The organism is Paenibacillus sp. 7523-1 (assembly GCF_002276415.1).
Classification (GTDB): Bacteria; Bacillota; Bacilli; order Paenibacillales; family Paenibacillaceae; genus Paenibacillus; species Paenibacillus illinoisensis_A.
In genome coordinates this window covers 1-26,084 of record NZ_NPBR01000005.1, presented here as the reverse complement: position 1 = coordinate 26,084, position 26,084 = coordinate 1, and the positions used below count along the sequence as shown (strand labels likewise).

Sequence of the window (26,084 nt, the reverse complement as noted above, 5' to 3'; positions counted from 1 at the left end):
ATGGAAATACTTAAGCCGCCGGCTGAGACATTATATGAGACTGAATTACGCGCACTTCGGGAGGAAGACAAGGGAAAACGGCCCCCCAACTGGTTATTATCTCCCGCATATGTGCGAGATTTCATTATCGGCAGGGACAAACCCGCTATATTGGATGGAGAAGCCATACCGATTACTCGTAAATTTTATGGGAATGACGTCTTAATTGAACGTGCGGTGGTAACGCTGGCGGGCAATCGCGGCTTAATGCTGGTGGGAGAACCGGGAACAGCGAAGACGATGCTCAGTGAGCTGCTGACAGCTGCGATCTCGGGAACCAGTCTGAACACCATTCAAGGTACAGCAGGCACAACGGAGGACATGATCAAGTATTCTTGGAACTATGCGATGCTGCTTGATAAAGGTCCATCGGAAGCGGCTCTTGTTCCAGCCCCGTTATACAGCGGCATGAAGAAAGGCATCATCACCCGTTTTGAAGAGATTACACGTTGTCCGGCTGAAGCACAAGATAGTCTAATCAGTATTCTAAGCGACAAAGTCATGAGTATTCCTGAGCTTGATGGTGGTGTGCTGTTTGCCAAGCCGGGGTTTAACGTAATTGCTACAGCGAACATTCGTGATAAGGGTGTTAACGAGATGAGTGGTGCGCTGAAACGCCGTTTCAACTTCGAAACGATCAAACCGATCAGCAGTGTGAAGATGGAAGCGAAAATTATTGAATCCCAGGCACGAAGCCTTTTATTACATAGTGATATTGATATCGAAATTAATCCCGATGTGGTCGAGCTTCTTGCGACGACATTCATGGAGCTGCGTACCGGCATAAGCCGTGAAGGTTACAAGCTGGACACGCCACAAGCTTCCATGAGTACTGCAGAAGCCGTTTCCGTATATGTTCAGAGTGCAATGACTTCGTATTATTACGAGGATAAGGGAATTGCATTGGATCGCCTGGTTCAGAACATGCTTGGAACCATTGCCAAGGAAAATGACAAGGATCTGTCCGTTCTGAAAGCCTACTTCTCCAAGGTTGTGAAGGAACGCTCTAAAGAAGAGGGAATTTGGAAGGACTATTATGAGGAGAAAAAATGGATCGGGTAGCGCCACAAGTGGAGCCGGATGTTACCCAGTTACAATCCCTCTTTGAGTCTCAGGTATATAACCTGAACAATGGTACGGTTTATTTTCCGATAAGGCATCATAGTCCGGTTTGTTCTTATCACTTGTTACAACTGATCGAGGCATATCAGCCGGACAGTATTCTGATCGAAGGACCCGAGAGTGGTAATCCATTTCTCTCCGTGTTGGCTGATGAAGCAACGATCCCTCCGGTCAGCTTGTATTATACCTATGAGAGCGAGGATGACCGTGCAGCGTGTTACTATCCGATGCTGCGTTATTCCCCTGAATATGTAGCGTTACGCGAAGCTTCAAGGCTTAACATTCCTGCACAGTTCATTGATCTCGATTACTATCATTTCGCTAACACAGAGAAAGCGGAACAGCATGAAATATCTGTTCAGAATGAGACGCTGCTGGCCAGTTCGGACTTTATCAACCGTTTGTGTCAAAAAATCAACTGCCGCAGCTTCGACGAGCTATGGGAGAAAGTGTTTGAGATCGGCGGCTTGGAGAAATCCACACAGGAATTTGTGCAGGATGTGTTTACCTATTGTACGTTATCTCGTATGTGTTACACAGCTGATCGGTTACACCGTTCCGGTGATCTTAACAGAGAAGAACACATGCGAAACTGCATCCGTGAGGCTGCCTTGAAATATGATCGTGTGCTCGTCATTACAGGTGGATTCCATACGTACGGACTACTGGGCTTGGAAACAGACTCGGCTTCGCAGAAGTTCTCAGACAAGCCTGTGAAGAACAATATAAGCTCTGGAACCACGAATTTGGTGCAACAGCAGATGTATCCCATGGTGTACACCTTTGCAGAAGCGGACCGTCTGAATGGTTACGCGAGTGGAATGCCATATGTGAATTACTACGACATGATATGGAGCGAGCTGCTCCGCAAGAAAAGTACCGCATACAACGTAACGGCAGTGAATCTGCTGTCCAAGCTTACACGTGCACTCCGTAAGGGCCATGAGCACGTTTCGACCAGTGACGCGATTGAGGCATACAGCATGGTTCAGGGGCTTGCAGCACTTCGGGACAAAAGAGAAGGCGGAGTTTATGAATTGATGGACGCAGCGACATCTTCTTTTGTCAAAGGTGAGCTTACACTGGCTACAGAAAAACCGCTGCAAGAGCTCCAGCTTCTTCTGACCGGAGATGCCATAGGAAGTGTGGCCCCCAATTCATTCAACATTCCGATTGTTGAAGATTTCAAAGCCCGCTGTGCGGTAGCGAAGCTGCAAATTCGTACGACTGGTCAGCACAAGAAGGTCCTTGATCTATATGCCAAACCAGAGCATCGGCAGCTTAGTCAATTATTCCAATGCATTACCTATCTGGTTCCCGAATTCGCGAAACGCCAATCCGGACCAGACTGGATTGCACAGCGAGATATGAATCTGGTCAGGGAAACTTGGATCTACACCTATTCATCAAGGATTGAAGCAAGATTAATCGAAAATTCACTCTATGGGGGTACCATTCAGGAAGCGGCAACGCGAAAAATGGCGGAACACATGCAGGATATTCCGGATCATCATAGTGGTGAGCTTGCTAGATCCATGCTCCAGGCTCTGCTTATGGGTTTACAGGATACGGCAGCTCAATTGTATGATCAAGTCCGCTCAGCACTGAGAAAAGACGGGAATTTCCTATCCCTATGCGGGAGTCTTCACATTCTGGACCGAATTCATCAGCACCGAAGATTACTTGGATTATCGGATGACAGCCATCTTCCCGAGCTGGTTGCCGAAGCCTACAATAACGCAGTGGACAAATTGCTGCAGCTCGCGAGAACGAATTCTGATGAGCATCAGCCTGTTATACAGGGGCTGAAGCTGCTCGCGATGCTGGCGGAATCTTCCGAAGAACGTTACCGCGATGAAACCTTCAGAGCTCATCTGAATGAACTGCTGGCAGATCACAACCTTCCGGCTCAACTCGAGGGTGTTTGCTTGGCCATTTCCTCGGGACTCGGTGATCGGTCAAGGGAAGAGATCGTTGATCGTGCTCGGGGATACATTCGCGGTACCCCGGATCAAATGCGGCAGACAGCACTGTATTTACAGGGTGTGTTTTCCGTGGCACGAGATGCATTTTTATATGAAGATCAGCTGCTATCCGAGCTGAATTACATGATAGAGCAGCTGGATCATAATGATTTTATGTTGATGATCCCGGAACTAAGGCTTGCTTTCACTTACTTTACACCTATGGAGACAACACTGATTGCGGATCGGGTTGCGAAGCTGCATCAGGTTCAATCCGAAGAGATGGCGATACCGGGGATCGACGAACACACACTGCTTCAGGTGAAATCCTGGGATGAAGCCATCCGGAAGGAGTTTGAGACATGGAAGCTGATCTGAACAGAGGGGCTAGAACTCCTGATACATTGAAGTCCCTTCCTGATTCCAATCAGGCTGAAACGCTGAACCGATGGCGATTGATCCTGGGCGCTTCTGCTGAAGAAGGCTTATCGAACACGGATACATACGACGCTGAGCATTTCAAGTATACCGAAATCGATGAAATTCTGGGTTACCTCTACAATCGGGAATACGGCGAAGAACAGGGATACCGAAAAGAAGGAGGACGCGGCTCCTCTAATCTTACGGTTCCAAACTGGTTGCATAAGGTTCGGGAATTATTCCCCAAGCCAACCGTGGAGCTGCTGGAGAAACAGGCGCTGGATCGTTATGGCCTAACAGAGCTGTTAACCGATAAAAAACTGCTTGAGTCTCTCGAACCCAACATGAACCTGCTGAAAAACATCATGCAATTCAAAGGACGAATGAAAGGGGACGTCCTTCGGAGTGCGAAGGAGATCGTACGGACTGTAGTACAGGACCTTCAGCGTAAATTGGAGTCCCAGACCAGAGCCAGTATCATGGGAAAACGCAGCCGTTACACACCTAGTTCTATAAAATCCCTGCGTAATCTTAATTTCAAACGAACCATTACCAAGAACCTGAAAAATGTCGATCGAGTAAACCGCAGATTGGTGATTGATCGTCTATATTTCGACGGTAATATCCAGCCGCATAATAAATGGAACGTCATTATTGCTGTTGACGAGAGCGGCAGCATGATGGACTCGGTCATTTACAGCTCAGTAATGGCTAGTATCTTCTATCGTTTGAATGCGCTGCGCACCCACTTGTTTATATTTGATACCCAGGTTGTCGATCTAAGTGACAGGTTGGATGATCCGGTTGACGTGCTAATGAGTGTACAGCTTGGTGGAGGAACTCATATTACCAAGGCTCTGCGTTATGGCGAGACGCTGATCGATAATCCTGGCAAAACGATCTACATCCTTGTAAGTGATCTGGAAGAGGGATATCCGATCCAACAAATGTATAAAGCGTGTAAGGATATTATGGATGCCGGTTGCAAACTGCTTGTGCTCACCGCACTCGATTTTAATGGGGATACCGTCTATAACAAACATGCCGCACAAACCTTAACCGATATGGGAGCGCATGTCGCCGCAATCACCCCTAACGAGCTCGCAGACTGGATCGGCGAGATTATCACGTAATGAGTTTATAACAAGGTTTTTCACTCAAAATTTAAGGAGGAATGTGTAATGCTTACTACAGATCGCGCTGTTGAGGCGTTAGTTGAGAAGTTTGCTGAGATGTGCTCGAAGGATTACTCCCTAAAAACAGATCGGAGTCAGGAAATCATTGATTATGTGCTGGGAAACACGGACAAGTTTCCTGAAATGATAGGAAATTCCAGCCATTATGTCTACTATACAATTGATGCGCTCATGAAGCTTGCCAAGAAAGATGATGGAGATATATTTTTCCGGGCAGGGGCTATTGTCATTCACCTGGAATCCCACTACTCCAGACGCAATTCGTGGGCCACGGATGGCTTTACCATATGTCTCGGCAATGACTCTGAAGCCTACGGCTTGAGTGGAAAGAGCAAAAGCCCGGATCGGATCGGTGGTCTTCTGTCCCGATTGGAGAAAATACGTCAGTTTGCCGGAGAAAAAGAAATTGTAGATGAGCTCAAAAGCAGGCTAAGCCGTGTACAGGTATTTGTTGAGTCCAAAAAAGGCAACGGATATGGTAACCATGAGCGGGAAATTATCGACGCCTTGCTTCTATTGAAACTGTATTCCAGGCTGAACGGAGTTCCTTCACAGGCAGCACAGTTGCAATTACTAAGCAATCACCTGCCTGAGTTACTTCAATTGGTCGTTGCTGATGATGCTGAGCAGCTCCGCCCGGCGTTACATAAGCTTATTGAGCCACTGGTTGTTAGCTCCATGCAGAGCCGATCTAATCGGTCTGTGCATGATCTGAAACCGGAATTTCTTCAGCAAAAACGAAACCGCCTGATGGAAGAGCTCTACCCGGACATTTCATTGAATAAAAAAGAACAATTGTCTCAGAATGTGTTCCATCAGACCATGATTTTGATAAGCAGCTCGTTGTTGTATCTGATCAATGTCCATGGGGGAAAGGACCGGTTCCTCGAAAACAAAGGCGAAACAGGTCAAGCTCTATTGGAGGCAATTACTCAGCTGCATGAAATCTATCCGTTTGAGACGCGCATGTATCTGATGAGCATGGATTCCAGAGCCAAAAATGCCGACGGGCTGCTCGCTGGGCTGCTTCCTATGGATGAACCATACCAATTGATCGAGCTTATGAATAACGAATTGAATATGTATACGATATCATGGCAGTCGATCCAGTCGGCCATTATGAGTGATCCGGAACAATCCATACGAGCTTATCATATTCTCAAAACCCCATACCTCAAGCTGGTTATCCAAAAGATAATGGAAGATCAAGGTAGAGAAATTCCTGATGCGGACGGTACGATTGAACAAGCCGTTTCTGCAGTACTCCGGGAGCCACTCGATGGAGGTCGCAGTGGTCTTGCCATCGCACGGTATCTGGAAGGTCAAACTTCGTTTGAAGATTACTGGAAAGACTCAAACAGCCGCAGTCTGTTTAACAATCTGAATCGTGACAAAAAACGTATTCAGACTCTGATTGCGATCAGCTTCCTGCCAGTGGATTCAGAGTCAATGCGCCGGTTTGTAATTTTGGCAACCTATCGGGAGTGGACGCTGGATATCGTCTCGGATATGTATCGTTCCTACGCTTTCAGCGGTGAGAAGCTGCTGCAGCGTTATGGGCAAGATCCAGAGGTACAGCAGGATAAACTATTGACCAGTTTGATCTCGCTAAACGGTATGACCGATTACAGGTACAAAGCAATGCCTCAGGATGAGTACCGCCGGATTATTCAGCAAAATCTGGATTATGCTCTGGGACAGTATAAAAAGCTCCCAACGGACACACGTATTTTAATTTTGGAGATTACCTTCGAGCAACGAAGCGAACTCAAGACGGAGAAGCTTGCCGAGGCGATTCGCGCGGGACTGCAGGATTCATCCAAAAAAGCCAATAGTCTCGCATTATCCGAATTCAATCGTATACCTGATCCGGAACTTTTCACAACGATCTATCGTTCAGAGAAAAAAGCAAGCGTGAAAGAAATGGCGCTTAGCGCAATTCGCAGCCTGGATCATAATAAAGAGCTATACCGTGAGCTTCTGGAGGGTGAGAAGTCGGCGGAATGGAAGAACTTGATTCAAATTCTGCTGGATACTGCAGATCAAAGCCCGGAATATGCCCATGCTGCACTTGCTGATCAGGCGGATGCCAAAAAGCTGGCTAGATTTAGTTCGTTATCCCTGAAGGACTTGCCTTCGCTTATTCGTTCGGAAGACAATCAACCTCTGGATGATCGAATCAAGCAATATATTTTGGTCCAATCGGTAGATCATACATCTGCACCTAACGAAAGACTGAATGAACTGCGGGAGTATGTAGACGAAGAATCGTTATCTCGATTCGCGACGGAGCTGCTCCAGTTATGGATTCAGGACGGTGCTCCTGCGAAGGAGAAATGGGTGATGTATATCTCTGCGCTCTTTGGCAGTGTGCAAATCGTTCACATTCTGTCGCCTCAGATTAAGGAATGGACCGAAAATAGCCGTGGAGCTATTGCCGCAGATGCCGTGAAGGTACTAGCTTACTTGAAAGAGCCATCTGCACTCATGGCCATTGATAAAATTAAACGAAGCGTCAAGAACCGTCAGGTGAAAGGCGCGGCAGAAGAAGCACTTCAGCTTGCGGCCGACAACTTGGGACTTACACCGGAACAGTTGGAAGACCGGCTTGTGACCACGCTTGGCTTTGACGAGTCAGGAACGATGAGGCTGAGTTACGGTGAGCGTTCATTCCTGATTAAAGTGAATGGGGATTTGCAAGTCGTCGTTCTGAACGAAGAAACGGGTAAAACGGTGAAAAGCTTGCCTGCACCCGCACAGAAGGATGATACAGAGCTCGCTGCGCAATCCAAAGCACGTTTTACGCAGCTGAAGAAAGATCTCAAAACAATGGTGGGCATTCAGGCACAGCGCCTGGAGGAGTCATTGTCCAAGCAGCGTCTGTGGTCCGCTGAAGAGTGGAAAGCACTCTTTGTTGAAAATGTGATCATGCAAAAATTCGCTGTAGGTCTGATCTGGGGGACATATGAAGATGGTCAGCTGACTAGCACATTCCGCTATATGGAAGATGGCACCTATAATACTGTGGATGAGGATGAATATGAACTGCCTCTGAATACACAGGTAGGACTCGTACACCCTCTTGAACTTGAAGCATCCACCCTGAACGGCTGGAAAACACAGCTCGAAGACTACGAAGTGAAGCAACCTTTCGAGCAGCTTAACCGGGAAATTCACCTGCTTGAGGAAGAAGACACCAAGCATGAGGAGTACTCCCGACTTCCGGAATCGGAATTTTCACCGACCGCTTTCCCGAAAGCACTGGAGAAATTCGGTTGGATCAAAGGGCCGGCAATGGACGGCGGCTGGTACCATGAATTCTACAAGGAGTACGATGAATACGTAGCTGAACTGCGTTTCAGCGGTACCAGTATCACGTATTATGAGGGGATGGACGATATTACGCTTGAATCTCTCCATTTCTTCAGACCGGAGAACAAGAGAAATTATTACTACAGCAATAACAAAAGCACTGCTCTGGGTCAGATTCCGGGACGGGTCTTCAGTGAAACGCTCTATGATATCCTAAGAGCAACGGGGCGTTGATTACGTGAGTGAATTCGAACATAAATTCAGGACATTTTCCAAATTATGCACGGAAGACTATCTCATAAGACATGCGAATAAGGGATTGTACAAGAGGTCCTTGAAAGACATCGATAACGGGGTGAGTGTGCAATATACGTGGAACGAATCATCAGTGAGCTGTCTGTTGAGTGATGGAAATCTCTGTACACTGGAAAGTACGATCGATCACTGGGATTGTTCCTGTCCGTCAGATCACATCTGCAAACATGTTCTGATTTCGATCCTGTATTATCAGCGTGAACATCAGACGGATGAAGATGCTATGGGGCAAGACATTCAGGTGGAGGCTGTACCAACACCTGAAGCGACTGACAAGGATTCTAAGTCCAGTTCGATTGCTATGGATGCAGAGGAGTTAACACCGGGCCATGAATCTCGTTTCCGCTGGATGACAGAGTCTGACCTGTCTACCTTAATCAAATCGTATAGCTCCTCGATGATTGAAGAGGTTTGGTTCCGGTTGAAGTATCCCGAGCAGATCGAAGTTCTGGAGGATTCGCTTCTTACCGTGCGACTTGTAAGACAAGGCATCGAGGTTTCATTCACCCAGGAACCCAGTCTCACGAAGGCGCTGTGTAAGGTTAAACAAACGGCTGGTAGTATGGCGAAGCTGGAAGCCTTGCTTCGATATCGCAGACAACAACATATGGACGATGAGAACGTCTTGGGTGGAAGAGTATATGATACCAAGTTTTCCATTCAAACTGTCCGTGAATGCCGGAGCATGCTTGCCGATCTGTTAAAAACGGGGCTTGCCAGGCTGCCACAGTCTTATATGGCCCAGCTAGAGACACTCGCTGTAGCTGCGCATAGCGGTAACCTCCCTGATGTTGAACGAAATTTACGGGGAATTCAGGGTGAATTAGAGCTATTCTTCAATCGACATATTCGTTTCTCTATGCAAACCATGCTTGATCGGGTGTCTAAGCTGTATCTCGCATTACAGGTTTTGGAGCAAGAGTGTACTTCCGCTTATATGCAGAGCCAGCTTATTGGCAGTTTTCGCAGTAAGTATTACACAGTTCCACAGCTACATCTGTATGGTTTAGGAGCAGATGCATGGGAAACCAGGTCCGGTTACCGAGGCATTACGTACTATTTCTACTGTTTTGAAGACGAAGAAATATACACGTACAGCGATGTGCGCGCTGTTTACTATGGCGACAATTCATTTTCCTACGCAGAGCATTATGGGGCATTTACGCCATGGCTTACCAACGTGACTTTCCGTCAATTTGCTGGGGAAGAGCTGCAGTTCCAAACGGTAAAAGTGAACAATGACCGCAGGCTCTCTTCAGGGGAGGGTGCGAAGCTGGAACTTATGACGCGAACGAAAGTGGAAGATGTGAATCTGGGTAAATACATGCAGAATGTTCCTTCTCTACTTCTTGAGGATTCAAGGACATTTGAGCTATTTACCAATCCGAAGGAGCGTTTTGCCATCCTTCGGGTTGCCCGGATCGTAGATCACAGCTTTGACAAACGAACTCAACAACTTATCCTTACCATTGAAACGGAAGAAGGGGAACTGCTTCCTCTGACGCTTCCTTACTCCATGGACTGGCAAATGATGATCCAACGTCTCGAGTCAGGATACGGAGCCGCCTCGCTCGAACACTTTTATGCTTTCGTGCGAATGGAACAGAGCGCATTTTACCCGATCAGCTTTTTGAAGGGACAACGGGTAATCAGCCTAAAATTGGATATAGGCTATGGGAGGACGGGTAGACTTGGAAGACTATAATCAGTTCGTGCAGCAGATCGGCGGCTGGACAGAAGAATTGCTGCTGCGCGGGATATCCCAATTCACCTTGAAGGATGTAGGCGTGTTAGAACAGTTTCTTGTGGAGATCAAACGGTATCAACTGACATTCCTTGAGGAAATTGTAGGGCTATTGATAACCGAAGGACGCAGCCTGGCTCTTGGCAATGGTAACGAGGAGCTTCTGCTGAGCCATTATTGCCGCTTAACCCAGTATGTACAACTGAGCATTCAGGAATCATCCTGAAGCAATACGAAAGATTTGCAGAAGCGAGTGCCTCTGCAAATCTTTTTTTGTGGAGAGAGTGTTATTTGGTTTACTTTACCGAATCTACTCAACTCTGCATACTATACACCTTGCTGTAGTAATATTCGCTTAGATGTCATATCCCGGTTTATGATGCATACCATTAGGCGAATGCGGTCATAAGGGAGGAAACAGACATGTCGATGAGCGAGCCACTGTTAACTCAAATCGTAAAACAACAACTTCCGGCCGGCGCTAAAGTCGTCACTATACTTAAACCTGTCGAACATCCAGCCATCTATGCGGCAGATCTCACCGGAGACGGGATGCCGGAGATCGCTGCGGTTTATAAACTGGATGGAGAATTAACCTTGTTGATTTTGAAATTTGTGCAAGGACAATGGACGAAGATGTCGGTCACCAAAGGATTGGGGTACAACGCAACCTTGCTGACAGCTGCCCCTGTAACATCTACGGCAAGAAGCAATCTAATTGTTGGCTGGCAGCTCGGTTCCATCTGGTCCAAACTTGCTGTATATGAGTGGACAGAAGCAGGGTTAACGGACGTAGCCCCAGCTGATCTATATTTCAGTCATGCCGAGATTATTGATATGCCCGGTCAGCATGGAAGAGATGGGAAAGTGGAGATTGCGCTTTGGACGCATGATACCGGGGAGGCTTATCGGGTTGATATTATTAGATGGCAAAATGGGAAATGGGTACCTGCCACAGACGTATACATGTATTACTTTCCTAAGGTTGTGCAGTACTACGAACAATTAACTCAGCATTATCCGGACTACACCTTTTACTGGTATTATCTTGCCGATGCCCAGTATCGCGCCGGGTTATTACCGGCTGCCCTGATTTCAGTTCAAAAAGCGCTAAGTTTCAACGAGCCTTACCCATCGCGGGAAGCGCTGCTTGAATTGGAGAAGCAGATCAAACAAAGTATGGGAGGTAGTCATGTACGTGAAACCACCTGGTTATTCCCCATTTCAGTAAGAACAATCCAGGGAACCCGGTGGGGCTTTATGGATGCACAGGGTCGGATCCGGCTGGAGCCCGTACTTGATGATGCTCGTGATTTTCAGCCGAATGGCCTGGCTGTAGTTGTGAAAGATGGCAAAGCTGGTGTGATTAATCTGAATGGCCAGTATGTTGTTCAGCCTGTATATGATTCCATTAATTCATTCGAAGAAGATCGGGCAATTGTGATTGACGCCCAAGGCTTTAAAATGATCGATGAACAAGGTCATGTGCTCACGAAACGGGCTTATCCCTTTATCGCGAATATGAAGGATGGGCGAGCGCTTTTCTATGATACTTCCGGAGCTCAGGCAGGTGGAGATGTCAGTCGTTATGGCTACCTGGACGCTGCTGGCAATGAGGTGATCCGAGCACAGTTCGTATCAGCCTACGATTTCAGCGACGGAAAAGCGGTAGTACAGATCAAAGACAATGAGTTCGCACTCATAGACCGTAATGGAAACCGACTGGCGACATACCCTTACGCGTATGTGGGACCGCTAGGAGACGGTTTACTTGCTTTCCAGAAAGAGACACCCGGAAAATACGGATATATCGATGAACGAGGTCAGGTCCGAATTGAACCTAAATTTACTACAGCACTTCCTTTCAATGGTGGGCACGCGATTGTGAATACAGCAGAGGACTACAAATCGATTTATGGTGTCATTAACAAGCAAGGAGCTTTTGTCATTCAACCGGGTTACAATGATATCCGAGATTTAGGGGAGCAGCGTTTTGCACTGGGGCAGGCCATTGATCCGGAGCAGCCTTTCATTGGCTCATTGTATGCGATTGCAGATGTTAATGGCAGGAGACTTACAGAGTTCATTTACAGGGACGTAGGCGACTACAAAGGGGGGCTCGCTTCTGCATCGGATGGAAGACAGACTGTTCTGCTTGACCTGAGTGGACGCCCAGCACCAGGATATCCCCGAGTAGAAGGTTCCGGTACACTGGAAGTCGTAGCACCGGATTTGATCAAAGCAAACGTTGATCAGCGTCTTTTGTATGTCAATCGAGCCGGACAGATCATCTGGCGGCAAAATACGATCGTTCCCCTTCAGCCACCTTACCGTGTTCGTGAAGAGAAGTATAAACCCAATATCGATTATCTGGTTTATTATCCGCAGGTGGAGGGATTAACCGACCAGGCCGCACAACTGGCACTTAATTTGAAATTGAGGAACTTGTCTCAAGTTAAACCGATTCCTCCAGACCAAAAGCTGGATTACAGCTACACAGGGGATTTTGATATTACTTTTTATCAGCAACAGCTGCTTCAGCTGCAGCTTACGGGATATAACTATCCCTTTGGGGCTGCACACGGTATGCCTACAATGATCTATGCCATTATTAATCTCAGCAGCGGGCAGCTGTATGAGTTAAAGGATTTGTTTAAGCCGAATAGCGACTACGTAAAAGTATTAAGCCAGATTGTAGGAGATCAGATCAAAAATGATCCTCAGTATTCTTATGTATTTCCGGATACCTATGAAGGAATTAGCCCGAACCAGCCATTTTTCGTGACGGCAGACGCGCTGCATCTGTATTTCAATCCATACGAGATCGCTCCGTACGCTGCCGGATTCCCGACATTTACGATTCCTTTTGTCCAGATCAGAGACATTATTAATACCGAGGGTTCGTTTTGGAAAGCGTTCCATATGTAATTTTAAATTCATAGCGTATATATGTGAGGCCATAGGCTAATTATGGCTTCTTTTTTATTTGATGATTTGGAAAGTGTGCAACATGGTTTGACACCATGATCGAAGACGAAGAATATAAGAGCCTTGATGATTAAATGGAAAGTTTATTTATGCTATCTGAAGATTTACGCAAACAAATTAAATTAAATTAATGTCTTGGTAAAGGAGTTTTTTCAATTTAACCAGTTTGGAGGAAACATCTTGTATAAAGCTGGCTTTTGGATAAGGCTCGGTGCAAGTATTTTTGATGGTATTATTATTGGGCTGCCTTTGATGGTTATCGCAGGGCTCATTACAGGTAACTTTGACAGCGATGAACCTATAGCGCAAATATTAAGTGCATTATATTCCATTTTATTGCCGGCATTCTGGAACGGAAGAACGATTGGAAAATGCATCTGTGGAATTCGAATTCGAAAATACGATACACAGGAGCCCCCGGGAATTAGAACCATGCTGATGCGAGTAATAGTAGCAGGACTTGTATATGGAATAACTTTTGGCATTGGTTTTATTGTAAGTGTCATCATGGTTGCTGTACGTGAAGACAAACGTGCATTACATGATTTTATCGCAGGTACCGAAGTCGTCTGGGACTAAACATGAGAAGGCGTGCCCTGGCCAACATATACGATGTATTCAAATCTCTTCATATTCACCCACGTTACAGACTATGAACCTTGTTCATGGTCTGTTTTTTGTGATTTAAGAAGTACGGTCACGCGCCAACCCTGCAAATTCAAGGCATTGTAGATGATTATATAGAGAATTCGTCTATCATTTTGGCTAAATGATCATTTGGTTCTGACGAAATCAACATGTCATTTCATCTTTTGCGAATATCACTACAATGCGCTCTCCCTTACTCTGATGTAGAGCACAGACATTCCCAAAAGGTGGAGGATAAGGTCCATGAGAAGAAAAGTGTTAGCTGCGAGTTTGATGATTCTGTTATTAGGTACAACGATCCTGGGGTGTTCGTCCGGAGACAGTAAAACGGGCGATGCTGATAAAGGGACACCAAGCGGATCAACGGAAGCCACAACCTATCCGATTCAAACGGATAAGACGCTTACGTACTGGGGTGAAATTAACGGAAACTTGATCGGGGTCAAAAACTCGCACAGCGAAATTCCATTCTTTCAAAAATGGCAGGAAAAAACCGGTGTGCCACTCAAATTCACGGCACCACCGACAGGTCAGGTCAGAGAATCCTTTAACGTAATGCTGGCATCCGGGGATTTGCCGGACATGCTGGAGTACAATTTCATCGGAGATTTCCCCGGTGGTCCGGAGAAAGCCATCAACGACGGTTACATCCTTAAGCTGAACGATCTGATTGACCAGTATGCTCCGAATCTGAAGAAATACCTGCAGGACAATCCCGACATCGACAAGATGGTCAAAACGGACAGTGGCAGCTACTATGTATTCCCGTTCATTCGGGGAGATGAGTATCTTCGTGTCTTCCAGGGACCCATCATTCGTAAGGATTGGCTGGATGAGCTGGGACTGCCGGTTCCGGAAACGATTGATGAGTGGACAACAACCCTGAGAGCTTTCAAAGAGAAAAAAGGCGCATCCGCTCCGTTCTCTGTTGTAAGTAAACCACGATTCTTTAACGATTCGGGTAATGGTGCTTTCCTTGGCGCCTTCGGTGTAAACCGCGGATTCTACCAGGAAGACGGACAGGTCAAATTTGGTCCGGCGGAAGATGGTTTCAAAGAATACTTGGCGTTATTCCAGGAATGGTACAAAGAAGGTTTGATTGATAAAAACATCTCGACAGCGGATACCAAATCCGTTGACGGTAACCTCGCTTCGGGTGCTACTGGCGCAAGTGTAGGTAACGCAGGCGGAGGGATAGGCAAATGGCAGCCGCTTGTAGAGGCCAATGATCCGGATGCCGTCCTGGTCGCTGCACCATATCCGGTGCTTAACAAAGGTGATATTCCTAAATTCGGCCAGCTTAATCAGGGCTATGCCTCAGAAGGTACGGTTGCCATCACGACGGCAGCCAAGGATCCGGAACTTGCCGTTCGCATGCTGGATTACGGCTACAGTGAGGAAGGGCACCTCTTCTTCAACTTCGGTGAAGAGGGTGTCAGCTATAACATGGAAGGCGATTATCCGAAATTCACGGACTTGCTGCTGAAGAATCCGGATAAACTCGCTCCTGCACAAGCGATTTCACTATATGCCCGCAGCAGCTATAACGGTCCATTCGTTCAAGATAAACGTTATGCCGAGCAGTTCTTTGCTTTGCAGACCCAGCGCGATGCGATTGATATCTGGAAGAATACACAGGCCGCAAAATATAATCTGCCTTCAATCACACCTACACCTGAAGAGAGCTCCGAATACGCGACCATCATGAATGATATCAACACGCTCGTCGATGAGATGACCATCAAGATCATTCTGGGCAACGAGCCGGTGGATCAATTCGAGAGCTATGTCGTGAAAATGAAATCGTTGCATCTGGATCGGGCGATTGAAATCCAAACCGCAGCACTCGAACGCTACAACAAACGGTAATTGTAAAAGGGGAGGGCTCTGGCCCTCCCGATTGAAAAGAGGTGAAAAGGTACATCATGAGCAATCGTCAATCCTTTAGAAGCCGGTTCGTGCGGGACTTCATGATGAATAAGTATTTATACATCATGATGATTCCTGTGATTGGATATTATTTAATATTTCATTACGGTCCGATGTATGGTGCAATGATTGCCTTTAAAGATTATTCTCCGATGAAGGGCATTTTGGGGAGTGATTGGGTTGGACTGAAGCATTTTGAAGAGTTTTTCAACAGTTATTATTTCCTGCGTGTTCTGAAGAACACCCTTCTTATCAGTTTGTACACGCTGGTCTTTGAATTCCCCGCACCGATTATTCTGGCGCTGCTCATCAATGAAGTTCGCAAACGTACGTTCAAGCGGGTCGTTCAGACGATAACGTATATGCCTTATTTCATCTCTCTTGTCGTCATATGCGGTATCATTACGGACTTCACGAACGCGGATGGTTTAATCAACCGTCTGATCATGATGCTCGGATATGACGGTCAGGCGATGCTGCAGAAGCCTGAGCTGTTCCGTCCAATCTATGTCCTGTCTGAAATATGGCAGCGAATCGGTTGGGAATCCATTATCTATATCGCTGCGTTGATGAGCATCGACCTGGAGCAGTATGAAGCGGCGAAGATCGACGGAGCGAGCCGTCTCAAGCAAATGTTTCACATTACGCTGCCCGGGTTGCTGCCTATTATTACAATCATGTTCATTCTCCGGATGGGTAATATGCTGAATGTTGGGTTTGAGAAAATCATTCTCCTTTATAATCCGGTAACATATGAAACAGCTGACGTCATCTCCTCCTTCGTATATCGAAAGGGATTGCTGGAGTTCGGATGGAGTTACAGCTCGGCAGTCGGCCTATTTAACTCGGTGATCAATCTCGTTCTTCTTATTTCGGCGAACTATATCAGCCGCAGAGTGAGTCAAAACAGCTTATGGTGAGGTGGGAACTTTGATTAAGGAAAACGGTTGGTTTGACCGGATCTTCACAATCTTCAATTATACATTTCTAATCCTGCTTGTCATCGTCACATTGTATCCGCTTCTCTACGTGTTATTTGCGTCCTTAAGTGATTCGGCGCAGCTGTTAGCAAACAAAGGTCTGCTGTGGAAGCCAGTGGGCTTTAGTCTGGAAGCTTACAAGAGCGTGCTTGCCAATCCGGGTATAGCCACAGGATTCCGCAATACGTTGTTTATTCTTGTGTTTGGCGTCATCGTTAACCTGTTCATGACAGCGCTCGGAGCGTATGTGCTGTCCCGTAAAAACGTGATGTGGAACAAGGTGTTCATGTTCTTTATCGTGTTCACGATGTTCTTTGGCGGGGGGTTAATTCCGCTGTATCTGGTTGTCAAAGGCGTTGGCCTGTTAGACACACTGTGGTCGACTATTCTGCCTTTTGCCATCAGCACGTTTAACCTGATCATCATGCGAACGTCATTTATGGGTATTCCGGATAGCCTGGAGGAATCGGCCAAGATTGATGGAGCGAATCACTTTACCATTTTGTTCCGTATTATTATTCCGTTGTCCATGCCCGTCATTGCCGTGATGATTCTGTATTACGCGGTAGATAAGTGGAACGGGTGGTTCTATGCATCCGTGTTTATCAAGAGCCGAGAGCTGTTCCCGCTGCAATTGGTGCTGCGTGAGATTCTAATTGCCAATTCCACGGAGAGCATGTCAGCCGGAGCATCGGCCGGGGATCGCTTCCAGATCGGGGAGACCATCAAGTATGCAACGATTATGGTAGCGACGATACCAATCCTGTGCATCTATCCGTTTTTGCAGCGCTTTTTCGTAAAAGGTGTCATGGTTGGTTCATTGAAAGGTTAAATCTGAGAATTGAAGAGCGGTAAGGAGGTATGACAACATGAACGTATTAAATGAAGTGAACAAGGACGTGTGGGATCAGATTAAAAGTAAAGCCGACCAGATGCTTGTAGCCATCGGTAAAAAGTCTCCGCATGTTGCTGGAGCCAATGGCATCTATGACGACATGAGAATCGATTGGTGGACCTCGGGATTCTGGCCGGGCATGTTATGGATTGTGTACGATATGACGGGTGATGAGAAATATAAAGAGGCTGCATGGAATTGGGATGAGCGGCTATCGGAACGGTTTCTCGAAAATAACTACTTTGATCACGATGTGGGCTTTCATTTCCTGCCCACGGCTGTCATCAAATACAAGCTCACCGGAGATGCTGACGCGGCTAGACGTGCCTTATTTGCTGCCAACTTCCTGGCTGGGCGCTTCAATACCAAAGGCAGCTTCATTCGGGCCTGGAATGGAGACATGCTGGGCTGGTCGATCATCGACACCATGATGAATCTGTCGTTGCTTTTCTGGGCATCGGAGGAAAGTGGAGACCCACGTTTCAGCCATATCGCCAAAGCGCATACAGATATGGTCATGAAGCATTTTGTCCGGGAAGATGGCTCTGTGCATCATATCATTCGGTTTGATCCCGAGACAGGCGAACGGGCAGAAGCGATAGGGGGTCAGGGAGCGGCGCCGGATTCGGCATGGAGTCGTGGAGCTGCTTGGGCTTTATATGGATTAACGAATACGTATCGTTATACAGAGGACCCGTCATATTTGGATGCTGCACAGCGTGTGGCGAACTTCTTCATTTCCAGCCTGCCTGAGGATAGCGTTCCGCATTGGGATTTCCGTGCTGAGCCGGAAGAAGGGGAGGAGATTTCGCGGGACAGCTCCGCGGGTGCCATTGCTGCTTCCGGATTGCTTGAGCTTGCAGATGTGCTTCCTGATCCAGAGGGCAGACTCTATGCGACCGTTGCCAAACGTATCCTGAGTTCCCTGCGGGATCATTATGGAACATGGGATCTTCCTGAGCACGAAGGTATGCTTCTGGAGGGAACTGGTCATAAACCGGCAGGTCAGAACGTTAACGTCTCGCTAATTTACGGTGACTATTTCTACGTGGAAGCGAGTGCCAAATTAAACGGATGGAAGCATCGCATTTTCTAAAAATGTTCTAAAAACAATTAAAAACATTCTCATTTTGATACCGAATGCCCGATAGACGAAAGTAGTCTATTCGGGCTATTTGTGCTTGATTTGACGGGAAAAATCGGTGGTGGATACCCTTTTTGTCAATCGAATTGAACTTTTTATCTATATCCCAATCTCGCTCTTGCCGTTATAATAAATTCCTGATCCAAACATCGATAATCTACGAAGAGTTGGGTGATGAGTTGTTGCTAAACATTCGATATTTGTGGCAAAAACGAGAAAGCATAATTGTGACTTGGCTTCTCTCTTACAGTGCTGTTTTGATTGTGCCGATTCTGATCAGTTTGGTTATTTACATGCAAGCAAATGAGACACTGAAGAGTGAAATACATCGGGCCAACGATTCTTTATTGAAGCAGATGCGATATACGATCGATACACAAGTTGATCTGATGAAGCGGTTAAACATGGAGATGACGTGGAGCCCGAATCTGCAAACGCTGATGTATTCCAATCAGCCAGCCAAAGAGGCGCCGTACACGGCTTACCAACTGGTAAAGGAACTCCGTCTCTATAAAACATCCTACGCATCCATCGATGAATTCTACGTCGTGTGGAAAAAAGATCAATCCATTCTCCGTTCAGGTAATATTCGGGATATGCGAACGGCATTTCAGACCATACATAACACAGGTGCAATGTCTTTCGAAGCGTGGCGGGATCAGATTCTGGGTACAGAGATGAATCAGTTCGTCATACTGCCACATCAGACTGCAGCACCGACGGAGTCTTCCATTGCGTACATTACACGTCTGCCCGATGATTTGAATGGTCAGGAGACGGGTACGGTTGTCGTCATGGCGGATACGCGAAGATTCCAGGAAGCAATTGAGAGCATTTCCGGTTTTAGTGATGCCACGCTGCTGATTCTGAATCAGAATAACGAGATTCTGATGAGCAATCATCCCGGGTCAGAGGAATTGAAGCCATTCATGAATGGCAATCAGGTTCAGTTGGATAACGCGAAGGTAGGCAAGTCGGAGATGTTCTACATGGACTCTGCGGTATCCGATCTGAAATACGCATTGATTATTCCCAGCAGCCTGTATTGGGAAAAGGCAGTATATGTCCGCAATTTTACGTATATCAGTATCGTGGTAAGTCTCATTAGTGCGGGTGTACTGACCTGGTTCTTCATGCGCCGGAATTACTCCCCAATTCAACAGCTCGTGGAATCACTAAAAGATAAAAATAGTCAGAACGAACCCGGTGATCGGAACGAACTTCGATTTATTCAGAAGGTCATTATGAACACACGATCAGAAAAGAATGAGATTGCTCAGCAGCTGCAGAAACATCAGCAGGTGCTGCGCTCCAATATCATTAATCGGCTTCTCAAAGGCAAACAGGATACGCTCGTGCCCTATGAAGATGCATTCCGTTCCTTTCATATGCCGCTATATTCAAGTGAATTTGCTGTTATCTTATTTGTCATTGAGAATGAAGAGAATCTCTATGGAAAACTGCCGGGTATTGATATCAACGAACGAAACAAGTTAATCCTTCTCATTATTTCAAATGTGGTTGAAGAACTGGCTTCAGAGCGTCAGCACGTCGGATATGTGGCAGAAGTCGATGATATGATGGTCTGTCTTGTAAATATGAAAGCGGATTCTTCGGATTGTAACCAGGATCTTCATCACATTGCGGCTGATGCGCAGCGATTCCTGGAACGTTATGATATGGAACTGACGATTTCCATCAGCGGACGCCATATGTCGTGGATTGGCATCGCCGAAGCATACCAGGAAGCAGTAGACGCGATGGAATACAAAATGGTGCTTGGCAAGAAAGGCATCATTACATATGGGGATGTACGCAGCGATGCGATGGCGGATGACCCATTTGGCTACTACTATCCGCTTCAGGTGGAACAGCAGCTTCTTAATTTTATCAAAGCGGGAGATACCGACCAAGCCAGTGCTTATATGAACGAGATTACAGAGCGAAATTTTGATAAACCGATTATGTCGCTCACACTTGCACGTTGCCTGATTTTTAACCTGGTAGGTACAATGATCAAGGCTATCAATGATCTGGGGGACAGGGATAACCATACGTTAACCCAATACCCGCATCGGATTGAGGACATTATTGCGGGTGATACCATCCAGGAGATGCAGGAGGCATTGCAGAACTTGCTTGAGGAGGTATGTTCCTATGCCGCTGACAAGCGCGCAACGAATGTATCACAAGAACGTGAGGATTCCCTGCGTCATCTCAGTACCCAAGTCACACAGTATATTGAGAGTAACTATACTGACGTGAATTTGAACGTCAACGCAATTGGTGAGCATTTTGAGCTTAAGGGCAGTTACTTGTCCAAACTCTTCAAGAATCAGACTGGTGAGGGTCTGCTGGACTGTATTCATAAGTGTCGTATCCGACAGGCTAAAGAAATGATAGAGCATAAACAGGAATCCATTACCGAAATATCCCGATTGGTCGGATATAACGATGCAGCAACTTTCATCCGGGTATTCAAGAAATATGAAGGCATTACGCCCGGTAAATATAAAGAAATCAGTTGATTGATTTGAAAGGAGACCGGAACATGAACGTAAATAGGAAGTTGGCATTCATAACAAAGTTGACAGGATTCATCCTATTGCTTGGCATGCTGACTGCTTGCGATCAGAACAGGACAGATTCGGATGCCAAGTTGGATGAACGTTCCGGCTCATCAGATTACCAGACCATCTCAATTGCTTCACCCAATGACGATGGGAAATTAACCTACTGGGCAGAATTGAATGGCAATGCAGCGAGCATTAAGTCCAGCTTCAATGAAGTTCCTTTTTTTCAGGAGTGGCAGCGGAGAACCGGAGTCAACCTTCAATTCATCCGGCCTCCCGCCAATCAGGCCAAAGAAGCGATTAATGTGCTGCTTACGTCCGGAGAACTGCCGGATATGATTGAATACGAGTGGAGCAATTATCCCGGCGGGCCCGAGAAAGCGATTAAAGATGGATATATTCTGAGATTAAACGATGTTATTGATCAGTACGCACCTCATCTGAAGCAGTACCTGACCGAGCATCCGGACATTGATATGCAGATTCGTACAGCCAGCGGAAGTTATTACGCGTTTCCTTTTATTCAAGGAGATGATAAGCTGCGAACCTATCAAGGGCCGATTATACGGAAGGACTGGCTGGATGAACTTGGACTTGATGTGCCAACAACGATTGACGAATGGCATACGATGCTTAAGGCTTTTAAGGACAAAAAGGGAGCTGACGCCCCGCTTACTTTTCTAGGTGTTCCGAATCCGTTGTTCGGTATTGAAGGTGGCGGTTTTATTGGCGCTTTTGGCATTAAAAAGGGGTTCTACGTGGAAGATGGCCAAATTAAGTTTGGGGCACAAGAACCTGAATATAAGGCGTTCCTATCCTTATTTCGTGAATGGTATGCGGAGGGACTCATTGACAAGAATCTAGCTGCCGTCGATTCGGAGACTCAGGATACAAACATGACCACAGGACGCAGCGGTGCGAGTATCTGGAATGCAGGGGCGGGAATTGGTACATGGCTCCCCATCTTGCAGGAGACGGATCCCCATGCAAAGCTTGTGGCAGCGCCATATCCTGTCATGAACAAAGGAGATCGCCCGAAATTTGGTCAACTTGCTCCCGCTATCGGTTCCAGTGGAGTCGCCATATCCAGCAAGAGCCGTCATGTGGAAGAAGCAGCACGGATGCTCGATTACGGATATGGGCCTGAGGGGCATTTGCTGTTTAACTTTGGGATTGAAGGTGTCAGTTTTGAGATGAAGGACGGGTATCCGACGTATACCGAGACTATTTTGAAAAACCCTGATAAGTGGTCGCCGGCACAAGCGCTTGCGATGTACACGAGAGCGAGTTATTTCGGTCCATTTGTCCAGGATACGCGATATATGGAACAATATTATATTTTACCGGAACAGAAAGAGGCGGTTCAGTTATGGTCCAGTACAGATGCTGTTCTGCATCAGGTACCAACCCTTCCCAAAACCGAGAAAGAAAGCACGGAGATGTCAGTCATCATGCAGGAAGTGAACAAAGTGGTAGACGAGATGTCGCTTAAAATCATTTTTGGCATGGAGCCGGTGGATGCTTTTGATACGTATGTCGAGCAAATTAAGTCATTGCAGATTGATCGTGCGATTGAGATTCAGCAGCAGGCGTTAGAGCGATATAATCGCGCTGTATCTTCTGAATAAATCCTTATATTGTATAAAATGGGCATTGAAGTGTCGTTTTTGTTAATGTAATTTCGTTCCCTCGTGCTCTACAATCGGTTATGACATGCTGAGTTGGCATGCACATGACTCTTGCTTAAGCAGGATCGGAGGTGACTACAGGGTTTCTTGAAACCGCTCACATACTCTGAAATCCAAAAGGAGGAGAACGAAAGAATGCGTAGAAAGTGGCCTTTATTATTGTTGGCATTTACGTTGACTGTTGGATTGTCTTTACCTGGAGTCCATGAGGTTCGAGCGTCGGAGGGTGACTCTCAGCCGTCTATTGATCGTATTAGTGAGAATCTATCTCTGGGTATGGATGGCAGAAGCAGACTCTATCCAAACGATTGGTATCCGGGATTTAAAGACGAACAGGGAAGGTTTCTGCATGACTTTTCGTATGCCGGTTATCGGCGTGGGGAAACAGAACTACCTAAAACGGCTAAAAACAACCGTATTGACGTTACCAAATCACCTTATTTTGCCGATCCTTCAGGGAATCGAGATGCAACGCAGGCTATTCAAAAGGCAATTGATGATGCTGTTGCGTTAGGTGGGGGTGTCGTGTATCTTCCCAAGGGTACATATCAGGTTAACCCTCGGGACGGCAAGGATTATTCACTAAACATTCCTGCAAGTCGTGTAGTCCTGAAAGGTGACGGGATGAACAAGACTCATATCTATAATGCACAGCAAAATATGAAAAACAAGGATATTATCCGGATCGGCAACGGAGATTGGAAGAAAACCGGAATTTCTACGAAACTTCGCAAGTCTGTTACTGATCCAACCGTCCTGCTACCCGTTGAAGATACAAGTGGGTTTGCAGTGAATGATTACCTGGTCATTTCATTCGAAACGACGCCAGGTTTCTTACGTGAACTTGGCATGCAAAACAAGTGGTCGTCACGTCTTGGTAAAGTAAAACCATTATTCTATCGCCAAATCGTGGGCGTAGATTCAGAGAACAAAACGATTACGTTAGACATTCCGACGCGTTATCCCATGAAGCTGCGCGATGATATTACGATTAGTCAGACCGCAGATCCGATTGTCGAAGTAGGTTTGGAAGATTTCTCGATTGCAAACATTCAAAATGCGAAGTCGGGGCTTGGTGAAGATGACTTCAAAGTCGTTGGCACTGCTGGGTATGAAGCCGATAATGCCAAAGCGGTCAATGTGATTGCAGTGGCCAACAGCTGGATTCGAAATATTAACACCTATAAGCCAACTGGCAATGCGAATTATCATCTATTATCCAAAGGGATTATTCTGGACCGTACGAAGAACGTCACTGTGGATCATGTAACCATGCAGTACCCGCAGTATCGTGGAGCGAATGGGAACGGTTATTTATATCAATTTATTGGCAATGATAATCTCATTAAGAATAGTAAGGCAATCGGAGCTAGACATAGCTTCACATATGCCAACTTCTCTGCGAACGGGAATGTCCTGCAAAGTTCGTATTCTGAGAAGCCTTCATTATTGACTGATTTTCATATGTATTTGAGCATGGCAAACCTGATCGACAACCTGGTCGTTAACGGGGACGGGATCTCTGCCATTACACGGGATTATGGATCATCCCAAACGAATCGTCATGGGGTAGTAACCACGGAAAGTGTGTTCTGGAATACGACCGGTCAGGCGGCACACCCTAGTAAATCCGGCGTTATTGTAGAATCAGAACAATTCGGGAATGGATATGTCATTGGAACAAAAGGAAAGGACATCGGCGTGAACGTCAACATTGTGGGTTCCATACCGGATGCGAATACGCAGCCATTTGATATGGCAGAAGGTATTGGGGAGGGCGATCGTTTGTCCCCGCAAAGTTTATATCAGGATCAGAGCAAGAAGCGAATCAAAGATATTCATCTGGGGCTTCAATCCCTGTTGGTTAATGGCGAACCTATAGGGGGGATGCAGTTCTTAAGAACGGATTACGATCATACTTTGCCTTATGGCACTACCGAAACGCCGATCATTTCTGCAAAAGCTTATGCCAAGGATGCAAAGGTTAAAATTAAGCAACCGCAAGGAACTAATGGAACTGGAGAGATTACTGTATCTTATCGGGATCACACTTAGAAAGTGCGAGTGAAGTTTAAGGTAGCTGATACACCCGTACTTCCAGAGAACATCTCCATCAGTCCTAATAAAACAGTACCCGGCTGGAGAGTCGCAGGGAATGCGATCAGTGCAGGCGAAAGCGGAGAATTATCCTCGTTTCTAACATTAGATAATGGTGAGATTGTAAACATTGCAGAATTGAATGTTCCTGTGACGTACACATCAAGTGATGATACAATCGGATATACAGAAGGAACTACATTCCATGCGGTAAAAGCGGGAAAAGTCGACATCATCGTGAGCTGCGTCTTTAATGGCGTAACGGTCGAGGCACGGGAGAAATTTGAAGTTAAAGAGCCTGTGGCCGAACCGGAGGGACCTTTCGCTGTCGTAACCAAGGTTACGGCAAGTGCAGATGATGGCAATCTGCCGATTCATACGATCGACCGTGATCCGGAATCCAGATGGTCTGCAGATGGAAAGGGACAATACCTGCAGTTGGAGCTTGAGCAACAGACTCAAGTAGGGCAGGTAAGCATACAATTCTATAATGGACATACGCGATCCAATTATTTTGACTTGGAGATATCAGTTGATGGTATTAATTACCAAAAAGTATTAAGTAATGTGGCAAGTCAAAAACAGGCTGCTTATGAGACATTTGAATTTGAACCAGTTCAGGCCAAATTCATTCGATATGTCGGGCAAGGAAACGAATCCAATACAATACCTGGAACAGCATTATTGAATTTTGGGTACACGAGAATTAAAAATGACGTAGGATCAGATTAAAAGAATTCGATTCAGATTTATAGTATCAAATATAATATGTGCTTATTTTAAAACTAAAATGGGTGCATATTATATTTGGATAGATTGGATAGCTGATTGTGAAGAAGTGATATTAGAGATGTTATTGTGATTCGTATACAGATCACATATTTATCCATATGAAATTGAAAAGAACTCGGGGGTTATAAATCAAAAAAGCCACATTGATCCATGTGGTAAATCACTAAAACTATGGTACTGTTTCACAAAACTCGTATTTTGTACATATGTCTATCGATGCTTCGAATCACATTTAAAA

16 protein-coding genes are annotated in these 26,084 nt (G+C 46.1%); all 16 read left to right on the top strand.

The annotated features are described in order from the left end of the window. The 16 genes from CHH60_RS03635 (at position 1) to CHH60_RS30185 (ending at position 25,786) form a co-directional block, all read left to right on the top strand. Positions 1–1,101 carry an ATP-binding protein gene (locus CHH60_RS03635; protein WP_095357965.1) on the top strand — a complete coding sequence of 367 codons (1,101 nt, stop codon included), beginning with the start codon at positions 1–3 and terminating at the stop codon, positions 1,099–1,101. Continuing rightward, the gene (locus tag CHH60_RS03630) at positions 1,089–3,503 is read left to right on the top strand and encodes a DUF5682 family protein (RefSeq protein ID WP_095357964.1); all 2,415 of its coding nucleotides are present in this window, start codon (positions 1,089–1,091) and stop codon (positions 3,501–3,503) included. The genes CHH60_RS03635 and CHH60_RS03630 overlap by 13 nt, the downstream gene beginning before the upstream one ends. Beyond that, positions 3,488–4,678 carry a VWA domain-containing protein gene (locus CHH60_RS03625; protein WP_095357963.1) on the top strand — a complete coding sequence of 397 codons (1,191 nt, stop codon included), beginning with the start codon at positions 3,488–3,490 and terminating at the stop codon, positions 4,676–4,678. Before CHH60_RS03630 ends, CHH60_RS03625 begins: the two co-directional genes overlap by 16 nt. 48 nt (positions 4,679–4,726) lie before the next feature. Then, positions 4,727–8,287: a DUF4132 domain-containing protein gene (locus CHH60_RS03620; protein WP_095357962.1), complete on the top strand. Its 3,561-nt coding sequence runs from the start codon at positions 4,727–4,729 to the stop codon at positions 8,285–8,287. A gap of 121 nt (positions 8,288–8,408) precedes the next feature. Continuing rightward, the gene (locus CHH60_RS03615) at positions 8,409–10,073 is read left to right on the top strand and encodes a hypothetical protein (protein WP_176475970.1); all 1,665 of its coding nucleotides are present in this window, start codon (positions 8,409–8,411) and stop codon (positions 10,071–10,073) included. Continuing rightward, entirely contained in the window at positions 10,060–10,338 is a 279-nt protein-coding gene (locus CHH60_RS03610) for a hypothetical protein (RefSeq protein ID WP_095357960.1), read from the top strand. The genes CHH60_RS03615 and CHH60_RS03610 overlap by 14 nt, the downstream gene beginning before the upstream one ends. 197 nt (positions 10,339–10,535) lie before the next feature. After that, on the top strand, positions 10,536–13,040 hold the full coding sequence (locus tag CHH60_RS03605; RefSeq protein ID WP_095357959.1) for a WG repeat-containing protein: 2,505 nt from the start codon (positions 10,536–10,538) through the stop codon (positions 13,038–13,040). A 240-nt stretch (positions 13,041–13,280) separates the two neighbouring features. Beyond that, positions 13,281–13,679 carry an RDD family protein gene (locus tag CHH60_RS03600; RefSeq protein ID WP_095357958.1) on the top strand — a complete coding sequence of 133 codons (399 nt, stop codon included), beginning with the start codon at positions 13,281–13,283 and terminating at the stop codon, positions 13,677–13,679. Positions 13,680–13,991: 312 nt separating this feature from the next. After that, on the top strand, positions 13,992–15,617 hold the full coding sequence (locus CHH60_RS03595; protein ID WP_095357957.1) for an extracellular solute-binding protein: 1,626 nt from the start codon (positions 13,992–13,994) through the stop codon (positions 15,615–15,617). 56 nt (positions 15,618–15,673) lie between these two features. Then, the gene (locus tag CHH60_RS03590; protein WP_095357956.1) at positions 15,674–16,597 is read left to right on the top strand and encodes an ABC transporter permease; all 924 of its coding nucleotides are present in this window, start codon (positions 15,674–15,676) and stop codon (positions 16,595–16,597) included. A gap of 10 nt (positions 16,598–16,607) precedes the next feature. Continuing rightward, positions 16,608–17,489 (top strand): carbohydrate ABC transporter permease, encoded by an 882-nt coding sequence (locus CHH60_RS03585; RefSeq protein WP_095357955.1) that lies wholly within the window; start codon positions 16,608–16,610, stop codon positions 17,487–17,489. Between the two features lie 100 nt (positions 17,490–17,589). Continuing rightward, positions 17,590–18,648 (top strand): glycoside hydrolase family 88 protein, encoded by a 1,059-nt coding sequence (locus CHH60_RS03580; RefSeq protein ID WP_437126859.1) that lies wholly within the window; start codon positions 17,590–17,592, stop codon positions 18,646–18,648. A 311-nt stretch (positions 18,649–18,959) separates the two neighbouring features. After that, on the top strand, positions 18,960–21,224 hold the full coding sequence (locus tag CHH60_RS03575; protein WP_255247855.1) for a helix-turn-helix domain-containing protein: 2,265 nt from the start codon (positions 18,960–18,962) through the stop codon (positions 21,222–21,224). A 23-nt stretch (positions 21,225–21,247) separates the two neighbouring features. Next, positions 21,248–22,897 carry an extracellular solute-binding protein gene (locus tag CHH60_RS03570; RefSeq protein WP_095357953.1) on the top strand — a complete coding sequence of 550 codons (1,650 nt, stop codon included), beginning with the start codon at positions 21,248–21,250 and terminating at the stop codon, positions 22,895–22,897. 195 nt (positions 22,898–23,092) lie between these two features. Beyond that, positions 23,093–25,012, top strand: a complete 1,920-nt coding sequence (locus CHH60_RS03565; RefSeq protein WP_255247817.1) for a glycoside hydrolase family 55 protein — start codon at positions 23,093–23,095, stop codon at positions 25,010–25,012. Positions 25,013–25,021: 9 nt separating this feature from the next. Next, positions 25,022–25,786, top strand: coding sequence for a discoidin domain-containing protein (locus CHH60_RS30185; protein WP_255247816.1), 765 nt, complete (start codon positions 25,022–25,024; stop codon positions 25,784–25,786). Positions 25,787–26,084: the final 298 nt, after the last annotated feature.